14 protein-coding genes are annotated in these 17,650 nt (G+C 58.7%); 9 read left to right on the top strand and 5 right to left on the bottom strand.

From position 1 onward, the window contains the following. Positions 1-77: 77 nt before the first annotated feature. From F8N36_RS03950 to F8N36_RS03925, 6 genes are all read left to right on the top strand, one after another. Positions 78-1,004 (top strand): dihydroorotate dehydrogenase, encoded by a 927-nt coding sequence (locus F8N36_RS03950; protein WP_291331500.1) that lies wholly within the window; start codon positions 78-80, stop codon positions 1,002-1,004. Positions 1,005-1,006: 2 nt separating this feature from the next. Beyond that, positions 1,007-2,137, top strand: coding sequence for a hypothetical protein (locus F8N36_RS03945; RefSeq protein ID WP_291331499.1), 1,131 nt, complete (start codon positions 1,007-1,009; stop codon positions 2,135-2,137). Further along, complete coding sequence (locus F8N36_RS03940; protein ID WP_291331498.1) at positions 2,134-3,225, top strand: NAD(P)-dependent oxidoreductase; 1,092 nt, start codon at positions 2,134-2,136, stop codon at positions 3,223-3,225. The genes F8N36_RS03945 and F8N36_RS03940 overlap by 4 nt, the downstream gene beginning before the upstream one ends. Beyond that, complete coding sequence (locus tag F8N36_RS03935; RefSeq protein WP_291331497.1) at positions 3,222-5,231, top strand: ABC-F family ATP-binding cassette domain-containing protein; 2,010 nt, start codon at positions 3,222-3,224, stop codon at positions 5,229-5,231. The genes F8N36_RS03940 and F8N36_RS03935 overlap by 4 nt, the downstream gene beginning before the upstream one ends. Positions 5,232-5,255: 24 nt before the next feature. Beyond that, a complete protein-coding gene (locus F8N36_RS03930; protein ID WP_291331496.1) occupies positions 5,256-5,663 on the top strand; it encodes a (deoxy)nucleoside triphosphate pyrophosphohydrolase in 408 nt (135 codons plus the stop codon). Between the two features lie 334 nt (positions 5,664-5,997). Further along, positions 5,998-9,054, top strand: a complete 3,057-nt coding sequence (locus tag F8N36_RS03925; protein ID WP_291331495.1) for an EAL domain-containing protein — start codon at positions 5,998-6,000, stop codon at positions 9,052-9,054. A gap of 86 nt (positions 9,055-9,140) precedes the next feature. On the opposite strand, the gene F8N36_RS03920 is transcribed toward F8N36_RS03925, so the two are convergent. Both F8N36_RS03920 and F8N36_RS03915 read right to left on the bottom strand, forming a co-directional pair. Continuing rightward, positions 9,141-10,490 (bottom strand): sugar transferase, encoded by a 1,350-nt coding sequence (locus tag F8N36_RS03920; RefSeq protein ID WP_291331494.1) that lies wholly within the window; start codon positions 10,488-10,490, stop codon positions 9,141-9,143. Next, entirely contained in the window at positions 10,487-11,644 is a 1,158-nt protein-coding gene (locus F8N36_RS03915; RefSeq protein ID WP_291331493.1) for a glycosyltransferase family 4 protein, read from the bottom strand. Before F8N36_RS03915 ends, F8N36_RS03920 begins: the two co-directional genes overlap by 4 nt. Before the next feature lie 228 nt (positions 11,645-11,872). Here F8N36_RS03915 and F8N36_RS03910 point away from each other — a divergent pair, with 228 nt between their 5' ends. Continuing rightward, the gene (locus F8N36_RS03910; protein WP_291331492.1) at positions 11,873-12,895 is read left to right on the top strand and encodes an NAD-dependent epimerase/dehydratase family protein; all 1,023 of its coding nucleotides are present in this window, start codon (positions 11,873-11,875) and stop codon (positions 12,893-12,895) included. Positions 12,896-13,013: 118 nt separating this feature from the next. Here the strand turns inward: F8N36_RS03910 and F8N36_RS03905 are convergent, their stop codons facing one another. The 3 genes from F8N36_RS03905 to F8N36_RS03895 are packed head-to-tail and all read right to left on the bottom strand — an operon-like array spanning position 13,014 to position 14,979. Next, positions 13,014-13,718, bottom strand: coding sequence for a septal ring lytic transglycosylase RlpA family protein (locus tag F8N36_RS03905; protein WP_291331491.1), 705 nt, complete (start codon positions 13,716-13,718; stop codon positions 13,014-13,016). Further along, on the bottom strand, positions 13,715-14,713 hold the full coding sequence (locus F8N36_RS03900; RefSeq protein ID WP_291331490.1) for a hypothetical protein: 999 nt from the start codon (positions 14,711-14,713) through the stop codon (positions 13,715-13,717). Before F8N36_RS03900 ends, F8N36_RS03905 begins: the two co-directional genes overlap by 4 nt. Beyond that, positions 14,710-14,979 carry a hypothetical protein gene (locus tag F8N36_RS03895; RefSeq protein ID WP_291331489.1) on the bottom strand — a complete coding sequence of 90 codons (270 nt, stop codon included), beginning with the start codon at positions 14,977-14,979 and terminating at the stop codon, positions 14,710-14,712. The genes F8N36_RS03900 and F8N36_RS03895 overlap by 4 nt, the downstream gene beginning before the upstream one ends. Before the next feature lie 573 nt (positions 14,980-15,552). Here F8N36_RS03895 and dsrA point away from each other — a divergent pair. After that, entirely contained in the window at positions 15,553-16,866 is a 1,314-nt protein-coding gene (gene dsrA, locus F8N36_RS03890; protein ID WP_291331488.1) for a dissimilatory-type sulfite reductase subunit alpha, read from the top strand. 18 nt (positions 16,867-16,884) lie between these two features. After that, a partial coding sequence (locus F8N36_RS03885; protein ID WP_291331487.1) for a sulfite reductase, dissimilatory-type beta subunit occupies positions 16,885-17,650 on the top strand: 766 nt, incomplete at its 3' end.

Here is a 17,650-nt window from a genome sequence, read left to right as displayed (position 1 = left end):
TTTCAGCATGCGCGGCATGGGCCCTCTGGCAAAGCCACGCATAAAAAGCCGGTTGCCGGCAATCTGGAGAATGCGGCATGGATCTTTCCGTCACGCTCAAGGGGCAGACCCACGATCTGACCCTCAAGAACCCTGTGCTCACGGCTTCAGGTACTTTCGGCTACGGGCTTGAATTTGCCACTTACGGCGATCTTTCCGCGCTTGGCGGCATGGTGGTCAAGGGGCTCTCGCTGTTGCCGCGTCAGGGCAACGCAACCCCGCGCATTGTGGAAACCACGGCGGGCATGCTCAATGCCGTGGGCCTGCAAAACGACGGTGTGGAAAATTTTTGCAACACCAAGCTGCCTCGCCTGCCTTGGCAGGAAACCGCCGTTATAGCCAATATTTACGCAGGTTCTATTGATGAATTTGCCGAGCTGGCCGCCCGCCTGAACGAAGAAGAAGGCGTGGCCGCGCTTGAGGTCAATGTTTCGTGCCCCAACGTGAAGGAAGGGGGTGTGCTGTTCGGGCAGGACCCTGTTCTGGCGGCGCAGGTTACTGCGGCCGTGCGCCGTGCGGCGCCGGGCAAGCACGTGATGATTAAGCTTTCGCCCAACGTGACCGACATCGCTCTCATGGCCCGCAGCGTGGAAGACGCGGGCGCGGACAGCGTTTCGTGCATCAACACGCTGCTCGGCATGTCTGTTGATCTGCACAGCCGCAAGCCTTCGCTGGCCAACGTGGTGGGCGGGCTTTCCGGTCCGGCCATCAAACCCGTGGCCCTGCGCTGCGTGTGGCAGGTGGCCAGGGCCGTGAAGATTCCCGTTGTCGGCATTGGCGGCATTGTGACGGCCGAAGACGCACTGGAATTTCTGCTGGTGGGCGCAAGCGCGGTGCAGGTGGGTACGGGCAACTTTATGCGACCCGACTGTGCCTTTGCCCTGGCAGAGGAACTTTCCGCTGCCTGCGAAAGGCTGGGCATCGAAGACCTTGACGCCTTCCGCGGCAGCCTGAATCTGGATTAGCCATGTCGCTTACCGTTATCCCCGCCCGCTCAAAGCAGGAATTTGCCCAGTTCATGGATTTGCCGTGGAGCATCTATGAGCACAGCCCCTTGTGGACCCCCGGCCTCAAAAGTCAGGATGCGGAGCTGCTTACGCCCGGTAAACATCCCTTCTGGGAAAGCGCCCGGCGCGAACTGTTTCTGGTTTTGCGCGATGGGCAGCCCGTGGGCCGCATAGCTGCCATCGTGGACGAAAAATACAATGCCTACGCCAATGAAAAATGCGGGGCATTTGGCTTTTTTGAATGCGTCAACGACCGGGAGGCCGCCCACGCCCTGCTTGATGCCGCGCGCGACTGGCTGGCCGCACAGGGCATGAGCTTTATGCGCGGGCCGCTGAACCCTTCGGCCAACTACACCTGCGGTCTGCTGGTGGACGGTTTTGAGCTGGCCCCCACCATCATGATGCCCTGGAACCCTCCCTATTATGCCGAGTTGCTTGAGGGCTGGCATATGCGCAAGGAGCAGGATCTTTTTGCCTATCTGATGGAGCGTTCGCACTTTTCGCCGCCAGAATGGCTCAATGAGGAAGTGACCCGCCTCAAGGCCGAGGGCCGCTTTACCTGCCGCACGTCCAGCAAGGCGACGCTTGCCGAAGACATCCGCATCATGCTGGACCTGTACAAGGTTTCGTGGGCCAAAAACTGGGGATTTTCTCCCCTTTCAGACGGCGAGGCCGAGCAACACGTCAAAGAGCTTAAAGGTGTTCTGGATCCGGAATTTTTTGTGTTGTTCTTCCACAACGACGAGCCTGCGGCGGGTATGGTTGCCCTGCCTGACCTGGCACCGCTGTTGCGGCGGATCAAGGGCAAACTGGGCATATCCACCCTGTGGCACTGGTGGCAGTCGCGCGCGGAAATTCGCGGCGGTTACCGTACGATCCTCTTTGGCATTCGCGAAGAATTCCGGCTCATGGGGCTGCCCCTGCTGCTGCTCGACTATATGATGGAAAAAGCCCGTCAGAAGCCCGATTTTCAGTGGGTCGAAGGTTCGTGGGTGCTTGAAGATAACGTGGCGGTCAACGAACTGCTGGAAGATTTTTCGGGTCGGCTTAACAAGCGTTACCGCATCTATCGCCGGGAGATTCAGCCATGACCGTGACGGCAGGCAACAGTATGGCCCCGCATCTGGCGGGAAAAAAAGTGCTGCTTACGGGCGGCACTGGTTTTGTGGGCCGTCATCTGCTGCCGCAGCTGCTGGCGACGGGTGCCGAGGTTACCTGCCTCACGCGCGCGGTTTCGCGCACCGGACATCTGCCGCAGGGCGTTGCCACGGCACAGGCCGACCTTACCACGGGCGCTGGGCTGGAGCAGGCCCTGCAGGGCAAGGATGTGGTCATCCACATGGCGGCCCTGCTGTTTGGCCTTGGCTGGCAGGACTACCTGCGCGCCAACGCCCTTGCCGCCCGCAGTCTTGGCAGTGCGCTTTCCCGTCTGTCTGCCGAGGGCGGGCTGGGGGATGATTTCCGTTTTGTGCTGGTTTCAAGCCTTGCGGCTACAGGGCCCAGCGGGGTTGCACCGGGGGTGAACGACGCCACCCCAGCCGCGCCGGTTTCTGCCTACGGCTGGTCAAAGATGCTTACAGAACAGGTGCTTGGCCGCGCCCTTGGGCAGAGTCTTGTAACTCTGCGCCCGCCCATTATCTACGGCTCGGGCGACAAGGGCCTGCTGCCCGTTTTCAAGGGTGTGCAGAAGGCCGCCATCGCAGTGAGCCCCGGTGCCGGGCGCGAGTTTTACGTCAGCGCCCTGCACGCCACCGACATGGCGCAGGCCGTCTTGTGCGCCTGCAGGCCCGAAGCCCGTGGGGTTTACCATCTGAGCGACGGTGAGGCCTACACCATGTCGGGCTTTTGCCAGGGTATGGGTGCGGCCATGGATAAAGTGCTGGGAAGAGCAGCACGCAAGGTGCGTATCATACGTATGCCCTTGCCGGTGATGGCTTGTACTGCCGGGATTTCCACGGCCTTTGCCGTGGTGGGCGATGCTGTGGTCAACCGCCTTTTGGGGCATGGCCTGCGGCGCGCCCCGGCATGGAATCTTGATAAATACCGCGAGGCCCGTCAGGCGGGGTGGCTGTGCGACAACAGCCGCATCTGCGCCGAGCTGGGCTTTGCACCACGCGTGAACCTTGAGGCGGGCATGACCGAAGCCATCGAGGGCTACCGCCGAGAGGGCTGGTTGTGAAGATAACGATACAGGAACTTTCCAAGGCGTTTGGCGGCAGGGATATTCTCAGCAATTTTTCGCTGGAAGTGGATTCCGGCGTGCGCCTGTGCGTTTGTGGTCCCAACGGAACAGGCAAATCCACCCTGTTGCGTCTGCTTGCCGGTGTTGAAAGCGCCGATGGCGGCAGGGTGATCTTGCCCAAGGGGTGCCGCCTTGGCTTTGTGGAGCAGGAGCTTTCAGAATCGGCTCTGGAAACCCCGCTGCTGACCTATGTGCTCGACGTGCTGCACGACTGGAGCGATTTTTGGTCAGAGTGGGAAGAAGCCGCCGCAGCGAAGGACGAAGGGCGCCTGACCTCCCTCATGCACCGTCAGGGTGAGCTTGAGGCGCTTTATGGCTACAACCCGGAGCACCGGGCCAAGGCCGTGCTCTCTGGTCTCGGCTTTGCCGAAAGCAAGTGGGGCCGCACCCTGCGCGAACTTTCCGGCGGCTGGCGCGAACGTGCCAAGCTGGCCCGCGTACTCACCGCCGGTGCCGACGTGCTGCTGCTCGACGAACCCACCAACCACCTTGATGTGGAAGCCGTGGAATGGCTCGAAGCTTTTCTCATGGACTTCAAGGGTGCGCTGGTCTTTGTGGCCCACGACCGTATCTTTATGGACAAGGTGGGTACGCACGTTCTGTACCTCGGCCTGTCCAAACCCGTATTCCGCAAGGCAACCTACACGCAGTTTCTGGCGCTGCAGGAAGAATACAATGCCCAGCGCGAGCGCGAGGCCCGTGCCCTCAAGGAAGACCTTGACCGCAAGATGGCTTTTGTGGAGCGTTTTCGCGCCAAGGCCACCAAGGCCAGACAGGCCGGTTCGCGCCAGAAGATGGCCAAGAAGCTGGAAAAAGAGCTGGAAGACTACAGGCCAGAACCCAAGCGCAAGGAGCTGAATTTCAGCTGGCCCGAGGCCCCGCACTGCGAAAAGGTGGTGCTGTCCGCCGCTGATCTGGATTTTCGTTTTGAAGACGGCAAGACCATGTGGCCGCCGCTCACCTTTGCCCTGTACAGGGGCCAGCGGGTTGCCCTGGTGGGGCACAATGGCTGCGGCAAGTCCACGCTGCTCAAGCTGCTGGCTGGTACGCTCGAGCGGCGGGGCGGCAACATGGTCACGGCTCCGCAGATGCGCATGGGCTACTACACACAGCACCAGATGGACACCCTGCGCGGCGATACCACCGTGCTCGCCGAGCTGCGCCGTCTTTCTGACCCGCGCACCACGGAAGAAGAGCTCATGAGCGTGCTCGGCCTCTTTATGCTGGGGCAGGAGTATTTTGACAGGCAGGTGAGCGCTCTTTCGGGCGGTGAAAAAAGCCGCCTTGTGCTTGGTACGCTGTTTTTGAAGCGCTGCAACTTTTTGCTGCTTGACGAACCCACCAACCACCTTGACCTTGAAAGCCGCGAAGCCCTGGTAAGCGCACTGCAAAAGTTCAACGGAACCCTACTCATGGTTGCCCATGACCGCTGGCTGCTCTCGCAGGTGGGGGCAGAGGCTTGGGAACTCAACGAAAAAGGCCTGACGGTCTTTCCTGATTTTGCATCTTACGATGAAAACCGACGCGCCCGGCAGAGCGCTACTGGCGGCGACGAGCTTGCGCCTTCCATCTTTGGCGGGCAGGCTGGTACACGGGGCAAGCAGGAAGAAGCGCCGCTGGCGCAGCCTCTCTCTCGTGATGAGCAGAAGCGCATCAAGCGTGAGCAGGCCGACAAGCGCAACGCCCTGCACAAGGAACTGAAGCCCCTGCTGGGCAGGTACGAGGCGCTTGAAACCGAGTTTGCCGCGGTGCTCGAAGAGCAGGGCACCGTGGAAGCCCAGCTGGCCGACCCCGATGTTTATGCCGACCATGCGCGTTCAAGCGATCTGCTCAAGACCTTTGAAGCCTGCAAGCAGCGCAGTGAGGCCATACTGGAAGAAATGACCGTTCTTGAAGACAACATGGCGGCCACGCGGGCAAAGTGGAATGTGGATCAGGACTAGCCCTGGCCCCATGCGGAGGAATTAATGCAGCATATAGAAGTAGCAGCCGGCATCATCTGGCGTGGCAAGAGGTTTCTGGCCAGCCAGCGGCTGAGTGACAAACCTCTGGAAGGGTACTGGGAATTTCCCGGCGGCAAGCTTGAAGCATGCGAAAGCCCGCTGGATGCCCTGAAGCGCGAGCTGGCCGAAGAGCTGGGCATCGGGGTGCGGCAGGCCGTGTTCTGGAAAAGTCTTGACCACGAATATGAAGAGCGCGGTTTTGGCGTGCGCATCTACTTTTTTCATGTGACCGAGTTTGCGGGCGAACCCTGCGGTGCGGAAGGGCAGAACCTGCGCTGGGTAGAACCGCAGGAGGCTTTTGCCCTGGGTTTTTTGCCTGCCGATGCCGTGGTGCTCGAAGAGCTGGTGTCACGTCAACCCAGCATCGGCTGACGAAGCTGCACTGCAAATTTTGTTTTTTTATGCAAGCCCGCCCAGCGCGGGCTTTTTTGCGACCTCTGCCCAATAAATGGCCTGCCAATATGTGGAAATATTTTGGGTAAAAGGGTAACTTGAAAACAGTAATCATTGAATCCGCCAATGCGGCAGTGCTTTTTCCAGATATTTCGGGAGAGGGTATGCGAATGTTGCCAGCGGAATGGCAAGCCGGGAGCACCGGGCCTTGCCGCATCATCTCTGTTTCTCCACACACATCGGGTGGGCATCCCTTGCTTCGCCTTATGCCTGAGGGCGGTGTTGCGTGCGCCCAATGCCCGGCAGGTTCCCTATGCGCATAAAGCATCTTTCCATTATTGTTTGCGCGGCCATTGTGGGCCTGTTCATAATGATTTCATACATTACGTCTGAAATTGTCGTTGTGCGCGGGGTAGAAACCATTGAAGGCAATGCCTCAAGCGAAAAAATGCGGCAGTTGCGCAACCACATTAATGCCCAACAGGTGCAGATAGGTCATATCGCTGTGGACTGGGCCTGTTGGGACGATGCTTACCGGTTCATGCAGTATATGGATCCCGAGTTTGTCAAAACAAATTTGCAGCAACAAATGCTTGTGAAGCTCAACCTGTCTTCCATTGCCTATTACGACAGGGAGGGGGTGCACGCGGCCTTTGTAGAAGACGCAACGGAAAACTGGGCACCGGGCCAATCGGGCGAAGCGCAAAGACTTTTTGCATTGCTGACCCGCAAGCTTATGAGCAGCGCCGATGAAGGCATGAAAGGCATACTGATGATCGGCGGCGTGCCGCATATAATGGCAGCCCAGAAAATACGCGATACTGCCATGCTGCTGCCGCCCAACGGCGTGGTCTTTATGACGCGCGCCATGGACGCGGAATTTATAAGGGATGCTGAGCACGACACCCTTCTGCACTTTTCCATACTGCCGGTGGATGTGTTCAACACTGTGCCCACAGCGGCGGATGACGTAACAGGATTTAAAACTGTGCGCGAAGACGGTGCGGTCAATTCGTACTCTGTAGTACGTGATGTGTTTGACTGTTCTGCCTTTTGTCTGCGCCTTGTCACGGACAGGGAGATAGCGCAGCTCGGCAAGCGCATGTTCATGCAGAATTTCATTCTCATTGTCATTACCGGCATGAGCATGCTGGTGGCCTTTCTGTATTTTACGGAAAAGCAGATACTACGGCGCATACTATCCATGCAGCGTCAGGCGCAGCACATAGAAAAAAGCAGCACGACACTGAAAAAAATAGAGATTGGAGGCGACGACGAGATCTTTGATCTTTCTCTCAAGATCAACAGTATGATCGATGCCCTGCAATCAAACGAAAAGTTTTTGCAGCAAACGCTCGATACCCTGCAGGCTGGTGTTATCACCATAGAGCCCGGTAGCCTGAAAATTCGCAGCATCAACGCCTTTGCCCAGAAATTTATCGGCCTGCCCACGGAAGAAATTGTGGGCAAGGCCTGCCACGAATTTGTCTGCCCCAGGGGGGTAGACCTGTGCCCCATGGTCAACGGGCACTCCAGGGCCGAATTGCTGGCTGGCAAACTGGTGGCTACCGACGGCACGCAGAAAACTATTGTTAAGTCTGTACGCGCCATTCAGATGAACGGTGAGGAAATTTATCTGGAATCGTTCGTGGATATCACTGATCTTGAGACAACCCGTCAGGAGCTGCAACGGTCGGAAGAACGCTACAAGACCCTGTTCATGAACACGGGCACAGCCACGGCGGTTATCAGCAGTACGGGGCTGATCTTTTTGACCAATACGGAGTTTTCCAATCTGGTGGGCCTGCCTTCTGATGAAATTGAGGGCAAGCTGTTCATAAGCAGGTTCCTGAGCAAAAGCCTGTTTGCCCCGCAGCAGCTCTTTGCAGCAGATGCCAGCCATACCCGCGAAAAGTTTGAAACAGAGCTCATCACGCACGGCGGCAAAACCGCAAACGTGCTCGTGACGCTGGCCAGGATACCGGGCAGCGGGCTCTCTGTTATTTCGCTGCTGGATATTTCTGAACGTTCGGCCATGGAAAAGGAACTGGCCTACAGAGCCAACCACGACGTGCTCACCGGGCTGGCCAACAAGTCGCTGACCGAAGAAAAACTGCTGGATGCCCTGCGCGAGGCCAGCATCACCGGCGGTATGGTGGGGGTTCTGCTTATAGATCTTGACCGGTTCAAACAGGTCAACGACAGCTTTGGGCATTCGCTGGGCGACAAGCTGTTGCGCCAGGCCGCAGAGCGGCTGACCTATCTTGCGCGGCAGGATGACTGCGTGGCCCGAACCGGGGGCGATGAATTTGTAATTGTTGCAGGCAGGGTGCACAGCAAAAACCAGATTGAAGCGCTGGCAAAGAACGTGCTGTGCTCACTTAACCGCTGCTTTTATGTGGATGATTATTCCATATACCTCAGCGCCAGCATTGGCATTGCCTGTTACCCGGACAACGGCGGCACCATGGAGGCGCTCCTGCAAAGCGCAGATCTTGCCATGTACAGGGCCAAGGCCAAGGGCAAGAACACCTATGACTTCTTTACCGAAGATCTGACCGTGGCCGCCAATGACCGTATGGCCCTCGAAACCGAAATGTTCAGAGCCATGGACAGCGCCGCATTTGATGTCTACTACCAGCCCAAGATCAGCATTGCCGAAAAATCACTGGCAGGCTGCGAGGCCCTGGTGCGCTGGAAACGCCCCGACGGCAGCTGGGTGTCGCCAGCTGTCTTTATTCCTCTGGCAGAAGAAACCGGGCTCGTGCGGCGGCTCGACATGTACGTGCTGCGCCGTGCGTGCAGGCAGCATCGAGAATGGAAGGATCAGGGGTTGGGCAATGTGCGGGTGGCGGTCAATATGTCTGGTCGCAGCATCATTGCCGAATCATTTGTGGATGATGTGCTGGACGTGCTGGGGCGCGAGGATGTGCGGCCGGAGCATATTGGCATCGAAATAACCGAGACTGCCTTCATGTCCAACATGGCCGAGGCCTCGCGGGCTATCGCCGCCTTGAGCGAGCAGGGCATAAAGATCTATCTGGACGATTTTGGTACGGGCTATTCATCGCTCTACTATCTGCACACCCTGCCCATTGCCAGCCTCAAGATCGACAAGTCCTTCATTGACGGCATCAATGCGCCCGCCAACGCTTCCAACGAGTTGGTCAGAACCGTGCTTACCCTGGCCAATGGTCTGGGCATGGCCACAGTGGCCGAGGGCGTGGAAACACGGGAGCAGGCCGAATTCCTGGCTGAAAACGGCTGCAAGATCATTCAGGGCTATCTGTTTTCACCAGCCATCAGCGGCAACAACTTTGCGCGATATATTAAGGAATCTACCGAGCGCATTGCAGCGGCGCTGTCTTAGCTCTGCGGTTTGTAAAGCAGAAGAAATCCCCGTGAGGTCTGCTCACGGGGATTTCTGTTTGCGCAATTTGTCCTGGGCAGGGCTTGCTAGCGCGCGCCCTTGGGAAAGAGCACTACGCCTACGGTTTTAAAGACAATGTTGATGTCCAGCAGGATGGACATGTTCTTGATGTAGTACAGGTCATATTCCAGCTTGCGGCGCGCGTCTTCTTCGGAGGCGCCGTAAGGGTAGCATACCTGCGCCCATCCCGTGAGCCCCGGCTTAACAGTGTGGCGCAGGGTATAGTAGGGTATGCTTTCCTTGAGCTGGCGCACAAAGGCCATGCGCTCGGGCCGGGGGCCGATAAAACTCATGTCCCCTTTAAGGATGTTCCATATCTGGGGCAGTTCGTCTATGCGTACCTTGCGGATAAACTTGCCAAACTTGGTCACACGGGCGTCCTGGGCGCTGGCCCACACGGCTCCGTTCTTTTCCGCATCGGCGCGCATGGAGCGGAATTTGTAGACCGTAAATTCCTTTTCAAAAAGGCCCACGCGGTCCTGTTTGTAAATGACCGGGCCGGGAGACTCCAGCCGCACAATAATGGCCGTGATCAGCATGATGGGCGCAGCGGGTATGAGCAGCAGCAGCGAAATCAGCACGTCAAGCGCGCGCTTGAGACGGCGCAGCGAGCCGCGGGTATTGAGCGAAAAGCCCTCGGTCTGCAGCAGCCATTCGTCGTTGATCTGCGAGAGCGGCAGGCGCTGCACCACATGTTCGTAAAAGCTGCGGATGTCTACAACCATGCTGCCGCGCAGCTTTGCTTCAAGCAGGTCGCGGGCTATGTCGTCGTCAATGGGCGCGTCGGGCAGCAGCAGAATCATGGTGGCCTGCTTTTCCTTGGCAATATCCAGCGCCATAAAGGGCGCGCCAAGGCACGGTCCAGCGTCGGGGCCCTGATCGCGTTCGCCCACATAGCCAAGAATCTCGGCCTTGGGCAGGCCTTCGGCCAGCAGCTGGCGTACCTTGCCCGCGCGGTCTACACCCACCAGCAGTATGCGCAGGGGGTGGGTGAGTTTTTCGGCGTTGAGGTGGTATATCCAGCGCCAGCCCAGTGAAAAGCAGAGCGACATCATGAAAAGCATGGCCACGGTCTCGCGGTCAAAGCGCCAGTGCTGAAAAGCGTAGGACGCGGTGGCCGAAGAAATGATGCCCAGAAGGCAGGCCACAAGCACACGGCCTACGGTTTCCTTGAAATCCTCGTTGCCCACGCTGTAGGCATCAAGAATGTAGAAAAAGAGCATGTAGAAAAAGATCGTAAAGAGCGTGGCGCCCGTGTAGTCGTGAAAAATGCTCAGATCCGGCTCTACCGTCAAAAAACCGGTAATGCTGAGGGCCAGCAGAATGCAGACCAGGTCAAGCGTCTGCAAGAGGGCCATGCGGTAAGTGCTTATCATAGTGTGTCCTCAATGGCGGGAACGTGCATGTCTTCAAGAATGCGCGCAGCCACTTTTTCGGCGTCAAATTCACTCAGGGCCAGTTCTCGCCCTGCCTGTCCCATGCGGGCAATGTCCTGCGGGCAGGTGATAAAGGCTTCCATGGCGCTGGCAAGCGCCTGCGGATCGCGTATGGGCACAAGATAGCCGTTGACGCCGGGGCGCACAACCTCGCGGCAGCCCGGCGCGTCTGTTACCACGGCAGGGCGGCCCATGCTCATGCCTTCCATGATGGAGGTGGGCGTTCCTTCGCGCCACGAGGGCAGCACAAGTACATGGGCTGCTGCCACATAGGGGCGCACGTCGCGGGTTTCGCCAAGGTATTCGATGCTGCCCTGTTGCTGCCAGCTCTGCACCTGCTCGAGGCTCACGCTGCCAAGGCCTTTTTCTGGCGGGCCAAGCACCTGAAAACGCGCATCGGGGTAGCGGCCCTTGAGCATGTGCGCCGCCTCGGCGTATTCCGGCAGGCCTTTTGCCTCAAGCAGTCGCGCCACCAGCAGAAAAACCGGCGGACCGGTCAGGGTGCCCTGATCGGTGTAGTCGGCAAAAGGGCTGGGAGCGAAACGTTTGGTATCCACACCCGTTCCCCGCGCGGTGAGCACGCGGGCGCTGGAACCAAGAATGCCCGACTGGCGGAAAACCGTTATGTCGTCCTGATTCTGAAAAAACACGCCTTCTGCTCCAGAGAGTGCCGCGCGGTAAAGCAGGCGGCCCAGGCGGTTGACTAATTTTTTGAAGAACGAGTCTGCCTCAAAGGCGTAGCCAAGGCCCGTGATGGTAGCGTAAATATGAGGTACGCGAGCAGCCCGGGCGGCCATGCAGCCATAGATGACAGGCTTGATGGTAGAGGCAAAAAGCAGATCGGGCTTTTCATCCCTGAAAAGTTTGAAAAGCTCCAGCGTGGTGCGCAGGTCGCTCAGGGGGTTAAGGCCCTTTCTGTCCAGCGAATAGTGGCGCACACGTGCGCCCTGGGCAGCCAGCGCCGCCTCGGCGTCGGTGTCTCCCGGCGGGGCGCAGCAAACCACATCATGCCCCGCACGGCGCATGTGGCGGATGAGCACGCTCCAGAAATTGCTCATGGCTTTTGCCTGGTTGCCCAGAACAATGATCTTCATGCTTGGCGCTCTCCCTTGTTCCGCGCTTGCCCTGAGGGCTAGTGTCGCATGGGCAAGCCTATAGCATTACAACCGTGTTATGAAAAGGGGCCACAGTTCTCGGGTATGCGAGTTGTGGAACCGGGGCTGGCTTTACAGTCGCACGGCTACAGGGTAAAAGCTTGGTGGGCATGCCCCCTGCCGTATGGCACAGGCGCAGGCCGAAAATCTGAAAACAGGACGCAACACATGAGCGCGTATTCCGAACTTACCAAATCCATGACCGCCGAACCTTCGCGTTGGCTTATCACTGGCGTGGCGGGCTTTATTGGCTCCAACCTGCTGGAACAGCTGCTCAAGCTTGGGCAGACCGTTGTCGGGCTGGACAACTTTATGACCGGCTACCAGAAGAATCTGGACATGGTGCGCGACATCGTTGGCCCCGAGGCGTGGAGCCGTTTTACCTTCATTGAAGGCGATATTCGCGATATCGAAACCTGCCACGCCGCCTGCAAGGGTGTGCAGCACGTTCTGCACGAGGCCGCCCTTGGTTCCGTGCCGCGTTCTATTGACGATCCCCTGCTGTCCAACAGCTGCAATATCACCGGTTACCTGCACATGCTGGTGGCCGCGCGCGACGCGGGTGTAAAAAGTTTTGTGTACGCCGCTTCTTCCTCCACCTACGGTGATTCGCCCGAATTGCCCAAGGTGGAAGACAAGATCGGCAGCCCGCTCTCGCCCTATGCCGTCACCAAGTATGTGGACGAACTGTACGCCGACGTGTTCCACCGCTGCTACGGCTTTTCCAGCGTGGGGCTGCGGTACTTCAACGTGTTTGGCCAGCGTCAGGACCCCTACGGGGCCTATGCTGCCGTTATTCCCCAGTGGTTTGCCAGCCTCATCAAGCAGGAAACCGTATTCGTGAACGGCGATGGCGAAACCAGCCGCGACTTCTGCTACATCGACAACGTTGTGCAGGCCAACCTGCTGGCCAGTTTTGCCCAGGGCGACGCCAGCAACAAGATTTACAACGTGGCCTTTGGCCAGCGCACCACCCTTAATGAGCTGTTTGGCCTCATCAAGGAAGAAGTGGCCCGCCACAAGCCTGAAGTGATGGGTGCCGAGTGCGTTCACCGCGATTACCGCGCTGGCGACGTGCGCCACTCGCTTGCCGACATCTCTCGCGCCCAAACCCTGCTGGGTTACAACCCGCAGTTTGACGTGCGTCAGGGCTTGCGCCTTGCGGGCGACTGGTACGCTGCCAACCTGTAACAGCAAGCCCCGCTCTGAAAATGTGAAAACCCCGCGCGAGCGGGGTTTTTTGCTTTTTGAGCGCAGAGCTGTGTCAGGGGCAGAGGGCAGACCCTCGGCGGGCAGTCAGGCGCTGCAGCTATTTGTCTCCCACCACAAAGGCCCCGGGATACATGCCCCGGAACACGTCAAGCTGACGCTGCGCGCCAAACGAATCCGGCCACGGCCCCACCTGCACGTTCCACATGTTGTTGCTGCCATATACAAGCCTTCCCTTGTTGCCGCTCTGGGAAAGAATGCTGATGAGGTTGTCGGCATTTATGCGGTCGGCAAAGGCCCCCACCTGCACGTAAAATTCTCCCGTAAGATCCCCGTCGTCCTGCATGCGCTCCACCCCGCCAAGGCTTTGCACACGCACGCGGGCCGTGCCCGGCCCCACCACATTGAGGCGGGTGGCCGCCGCGCGCGAAAGGTCGATGACTCGGTCATCCACAAAGGGGCCACGATCGTTGATGCGCACGATGATGGAACGCCCGTTGCCCAGATGCGTGACGCGCACCTGGGTTCCCAGCGGCAATATCTTGTGGGCCGCCGTCATGGCGTACTGGTTGTAAGTTTCACCGTTGGCTGTGGTCTTGCCGTGAAAACCGGGGCCGTACCATGAGGCCGTGCCTTCTTCCACAAAACCTCTGGCAGACTTGAGGGGATAGTAGGTTTTGCCGCGCACCGTGTAGGGACGGCTGCCCGGCACGCCGCCTTTGTGCCAGGAGCGCGAACCACAGCCGCTCAGCAGAACACAGCAAAGCAGGGCAATGAGAAAAGGCAGATACGGTCTGACCGTCATGCACACCCACGGCCCTGACCAGCCAGAAAGGGCAGGCAGGGTAAGGAGTTTTTCTTGCCGCAGGCGGCGCAGATGCCAGACCCCCCGCATTCCGAGGCTGCTTCCCTGTCCAGCTCGCGCAGCAGGGTCAGGCCTTCCAGCCCCAGGCTGCCACCCTGATGGGCCTTGGCAAGCAGGGCGCGGGCGGGTTCGCGACGGCCAGCATGCAGAAAGTCTCTGGCAGCCATGAGGTAAAGGCGTTCGCGGTCGTTGCCGTAGAGTGAGGCCAGCAGGTGGTCGTAAGACTGACCAAAGATACGGCGGGCAAAGTCTTCTTCGCTGGCAAGCCAGCGGGCCAGATGGGCATTGTGGCGTTCTACAGCCAGATAGCTGGCAAGCAGGCGCAGGCCATGGGCGAGAACGTGCATGATGCGCGAAAGTTCGCGAGAGGAGCTTTCGGACGTCTGACCGCCGAGGCCTCGCAGGGGATTGTACATGTCTGCTGTAACGGCAGGAATACGCGAAATCTGGATAAGCCTGTTGGCGTAGTGCTGGCCCTGAAAGGCGTCTTCCTTCAGTTTGGCGCATTCGTGAAAGGCGTAGCCGATGCACCAGTCGATGAGGCCTTCCAGCGCTTTTTGTGCACCGGCTCCGCCGGGCAGAACATTGTCTGCATGGCGGCGCAGGGCCTTGATCTGTTCCTGCTCTGCCGCGTTGCCGCTTTCGGTGGGAATATCCCCCTGTGGGGGCAGTTCCAGAGAGGGCATGCCGCCGGGGGCCACGGCCTCTATGCCGGGGCTGTTGCGGAAGAGATGGTGTGCCGTGTCTTTGAGCCGCCAGAATACCCCCTTGCGCATTGCCTCACCAAGAAGGTCGCGCAGGGCGGTATATGAAACGGCTCCATCCACATCAAAACGGTGGCGCTGGTCGGCCAACAGGCTGTAGACGGTGCAATAGTCGCGCACCAGATCGCGTACGAGAAAGTCGCGGTTGGCCAACAGCCAGCGTCCGTTCACGCTTCGTTCTCCTGCAGCAGGGCACGCGCCACGGCGATGTCGTAAAGCAGCATGGGGTCGGCCTCGGGGTTGCGTTCCTGCTGGTACATGCGGGCAGCGCTGCGCACCACGGCCATGCTCAGCCAGGGGTGGCGTTCCCACACTTCTGGGTGGTCGGCACGCCAGAGGCGAAATTCAACTTCTCCGTCAGGCCCACGTCGCACATACACGCGTGACTGGGCATTACCCGCCTGCGGGTGATAGTACAATCCAAGCTGGTCTTTCATTATAAGGATAGCCTTTGCGAATCTGCGGCCCTGAATGGCCGTGTGTTGGTGCGGTGCGCCCGCACAATACTATACCAGTATACGCGCAACAGGATGCTTTGCCAAGGGTGGTTGCAAGAGTTGTGAAAAAAAGTGCAATATTTAAGAAAAAAGTTGCTTTTTGCCCCAAAAAAGTGCCCCTCCACAAGGCCTAAAGTAATGATTTTGGCATGCTGTGTTCTAGTGCTTTGTGTCGCAAAGCCTTGATCGACGGGTATTCTCGCGCCTTTTGTGTATATCATGCCGCCCCGGTTGTCATTATGTTGAAAATGGGCTAAGCAGTGTTTTGACCGCGTTGCGGCCTGACGGTCGGAGGCCCATGCACGTCCGTTATCCGCGATCCCCTGGGGCGTCCCGATTTTACGGGGCGGGCGTATGCCGATTTAGTCGGTATGCGTGTGCAGGCGGGTAGTTTTACCACCTGCATGGGCAGCGATTTCGCGCCCATTCCCCGGATTGCCGCACCGGATCGCCGCAGTTGACCGGCACGTCACGCGAGCGCGTGATACAAACAAACCATGTGGAGGTATGGCAATGGCGAAACATGCAACCCCCTTGTTGGACCAGCTTGAAAGCGGCCCTTGGCCGAGCTTTGTGTCCGACATCAAACAGGAGGCGGCCTATCGGGCCCAGAACCCCAAGGGTCTTGATTATCAGATCCCTGTGGACTGCCCTGAAGACCTTCTGGGTGTGCTTGAGCTTTCCTACAACGAAATGGAAACACACTGGAAGCACGGCGGCATCGTCGGCGTGTTCGGTTACGGCGGCGGCGTTATCGGCCGTTACTGCGACCAGCCCGAAATGTTCCCCGGCGTGGCTCACTTCCACACCATGCGTGTGGCACAGCCTTCCGGTAAGTATTACCACAGCAAGTTCCTGCGCGACCTGTGCGACATTTGGGATCTGCGTGGTTCCGGTCTGACCAACATGCACGGTTCCACCGGTGACATCGTGCTGCTCGGTACCCAGACTGCCCAGCTGGAAGAAATCTTCCACGAACTGACCCACAACATGAACGTTGACTTGGGTGGTTCGGGCTCCAACCTGCGTACCCCTGAATCTTGCCTTGGCCAGTCGCGCTGCGAATATGCCTGCTACAACACGCAGGACATGTGCTACCAGCTGACCATGGACTATCAGGACGAACTGCACCGCCCCGCCTTCCCCTACAAGTTCAAGTTCAAGTTCGACGGTTGCCCCAACGGCTGCGTGTGCGCCATGGCGCGCTCTGACTTTGCCGTTGTCGGTACCTGGAAGGACGACATCAAGATCGACCAGGACGCCGTGAAGGGCTACGTGGGCGGCGAATTCGCCCCCAACGCTGGCGCTCACTCCGGTCGTGACTGGGGCAAGTTCGACATCCAGAAGGAAGTCGTTGACCTGTGCCCCTCCAAGTGCATGAAGTGGGACGGCTCCAAGCTTTCCATCAAGACCGCCGACTGCGTGCGCTGCATGCACTGCATCAACACCATGCCCCGCGCTCTGCACATCGGTGACGAACGCGGCGCGAGCATCCTCGTGGGCGCCAAGGCTCCCGTGGTGGACGGCGCCCAGATGGGTTCGCTGCTCGTGCCTTTCGTCTCCTGTGAAGCCCCTTACGATGACGTGAAAGAAGTCATCGAAAAGATTTGGGACTGGTGGATGGAAGAAGGCAAGAACCGCGAGCGCGTGGGTGAAACCATGAAGCGCCTGTCGTTCCAGAAGCTGCTGGAAGTCACCGACACTCCCGCCGCTGCCTACCATGTGAAGGAACCGCGTTCCAACCCGTACATCTTCTTCAAGGAAGAAGAAGTGCCCGGCGGCTGGACCCGCGACCTCGCTGCTTACCGCAAACGCCATCAACGCTAGTCAAAGGGGGAGAAGAACATGGCTTTTATTTCTTCCGGGTACAATCCCGCAAAACCGATGGAAGGCCGCATTACTGACATCGGACCCCATAAGTATAATGAATACTTCCCGCCGGTGATCAAGAACAACTTCGGCAAGTGGCTCTATCACGAAATTCTGGAGCCCGGCGTGCTCGTGCACGTGGCCGAAAGCGGCGACAAGTGCTTTACCGTTCGCGTGGGTGGTACCCGTACCATGTCCATCACTCACATCCGTGAGCTGTGTGACATCGCCGACAAGCACTGTGGCGGCTACCTGCGCTGGACCACCCGTAACAACATTGAATTCATGGTGGACAGCGAAGCCGGCATGAAGGCCCTTCGCGACGACCTGAACAGCCGCAAGTTTAACGGTGGCTCGTTCAAGTTCCCCGTGGGCGGCACCGGCGCTGGCATCAGCAACATGGTGCACACCCAGGGTTGGGTGCACTGCCACACCCCCGCGACCGACGCCTCTGGCCCGGTTAAGGCCGTGATGGACGCCGTGTTTGAAGACTTCAAGTCCATGCGTCTGCCCGCCCCCGTGCGCATCGCGCTTGCCTGCTGCATCAACATGTGCGGCGCCGTGCACTGCTCGGACATCGGCCTTGTGGGTATCCACCGCAAGCCCCCGATGGTCGACCACGAATGGGCTGACCAGCTGTGCGAAATTCCTTTGGCCGTGTCTGCTTGCCCCACCGCCGCTGTGCGTCCCACCAAGGTGGAATACAACGGCAACAAGGTGAACTCCATCGCCATCAAGGAAG

It is taken from the genome of Desulfovibrio sp. (assembly GCF_009712225.1).
In the GTDB taxonomy this organism is placed as follows: domain Bacteria; phylum Desulfobacterota; class Desulfovibrionia; order Desulfovibrionales; family Desulfovibrionaceae; genus Desulfovibrio.
Note: the sequence above shows the minus strand (reverse complement) of the source record. Positions and strands in the feature narration are given on the sequence as shown.

Bases quoted from the DNA above. Each gene is read 5' to 3' on its own strand.
- dsrA (WP_291331488.1), top strand. From the start codon at position 15,553: ATGGCGAAACATGCAACCCCCTTGTTGGACCAGCTTGAAAGCGGCCCT.
- F8N36_RS03925 (WP_291331495.1), top strand. From the start codon at position 5,998: ATGCGCATAAAGCATCTTTCCATTATTGTTTGCGCGGCCATTGTGGGC.
- F8N36_RS03895 (WP_291331489.1), bottom strand. From the start codon at position 14,979: ATGAAAGACCAGCTTGGATTGTACTATCACCCGCAGGCGGGTAATGCC.
- F8N36_RS03950 (WP_291331500.1), top strand. From the start codon at position 78: ATGGATCTTTCCGTCACGCTCAAGGGGCAGACCCACGATCTGACCCTC.
- F8N36_RS03920 (WP_291331494.1), bottom strand. From the start codon at position 10,490: ATGATAAGCACTTACCGCATGGCCCTCTTGCAGACGCTTGACCTGGTC.
- F8N36_RS03930 (WP_291331496.1), top strand. From the start codon at position 5,256: ATGCAGCATATAGAAGTAGCAGCCGGCATCATCTGGCGTGGCAAGAGG.
- F8N36_RS03905 (WP_291331491.1), bottom strand. From the start codon at position 13,718: ATGACGGTCAGACCGTATCTGCCTTTTCTCATTGCCCTGCTTTGCTGT.
- F8N36_RS03915 (WP_291331493.1), bottom strand. From the start codon at position 11,644: ATGAAGATCATTGTTCTGGGCAACCAGGCAAAAGCCATGAGCAATTTC.
- F8N36_RS03945 (WP_291331499.1), top strand. From the start codon at position 1,007: ATGTCGCTTACCGTTATCCCCGCCCGCTCAAAGCAGGAATTTGCCCAG.
- F8N36_RS03940 (WP_291331498.1), top strand. From the start codon at position 2,134: ATGACCGTGACGGCAGGCAACAGTATGGCCCCGCATCTGGCGGGAAAA.
- F8N36_RS03910 (WP_291331492.1), top strand. From the start codon at position 11,873: ATGAGCGCGTATTCCGAACTTACCAAATCCATGACCGCCGAACCTTCG.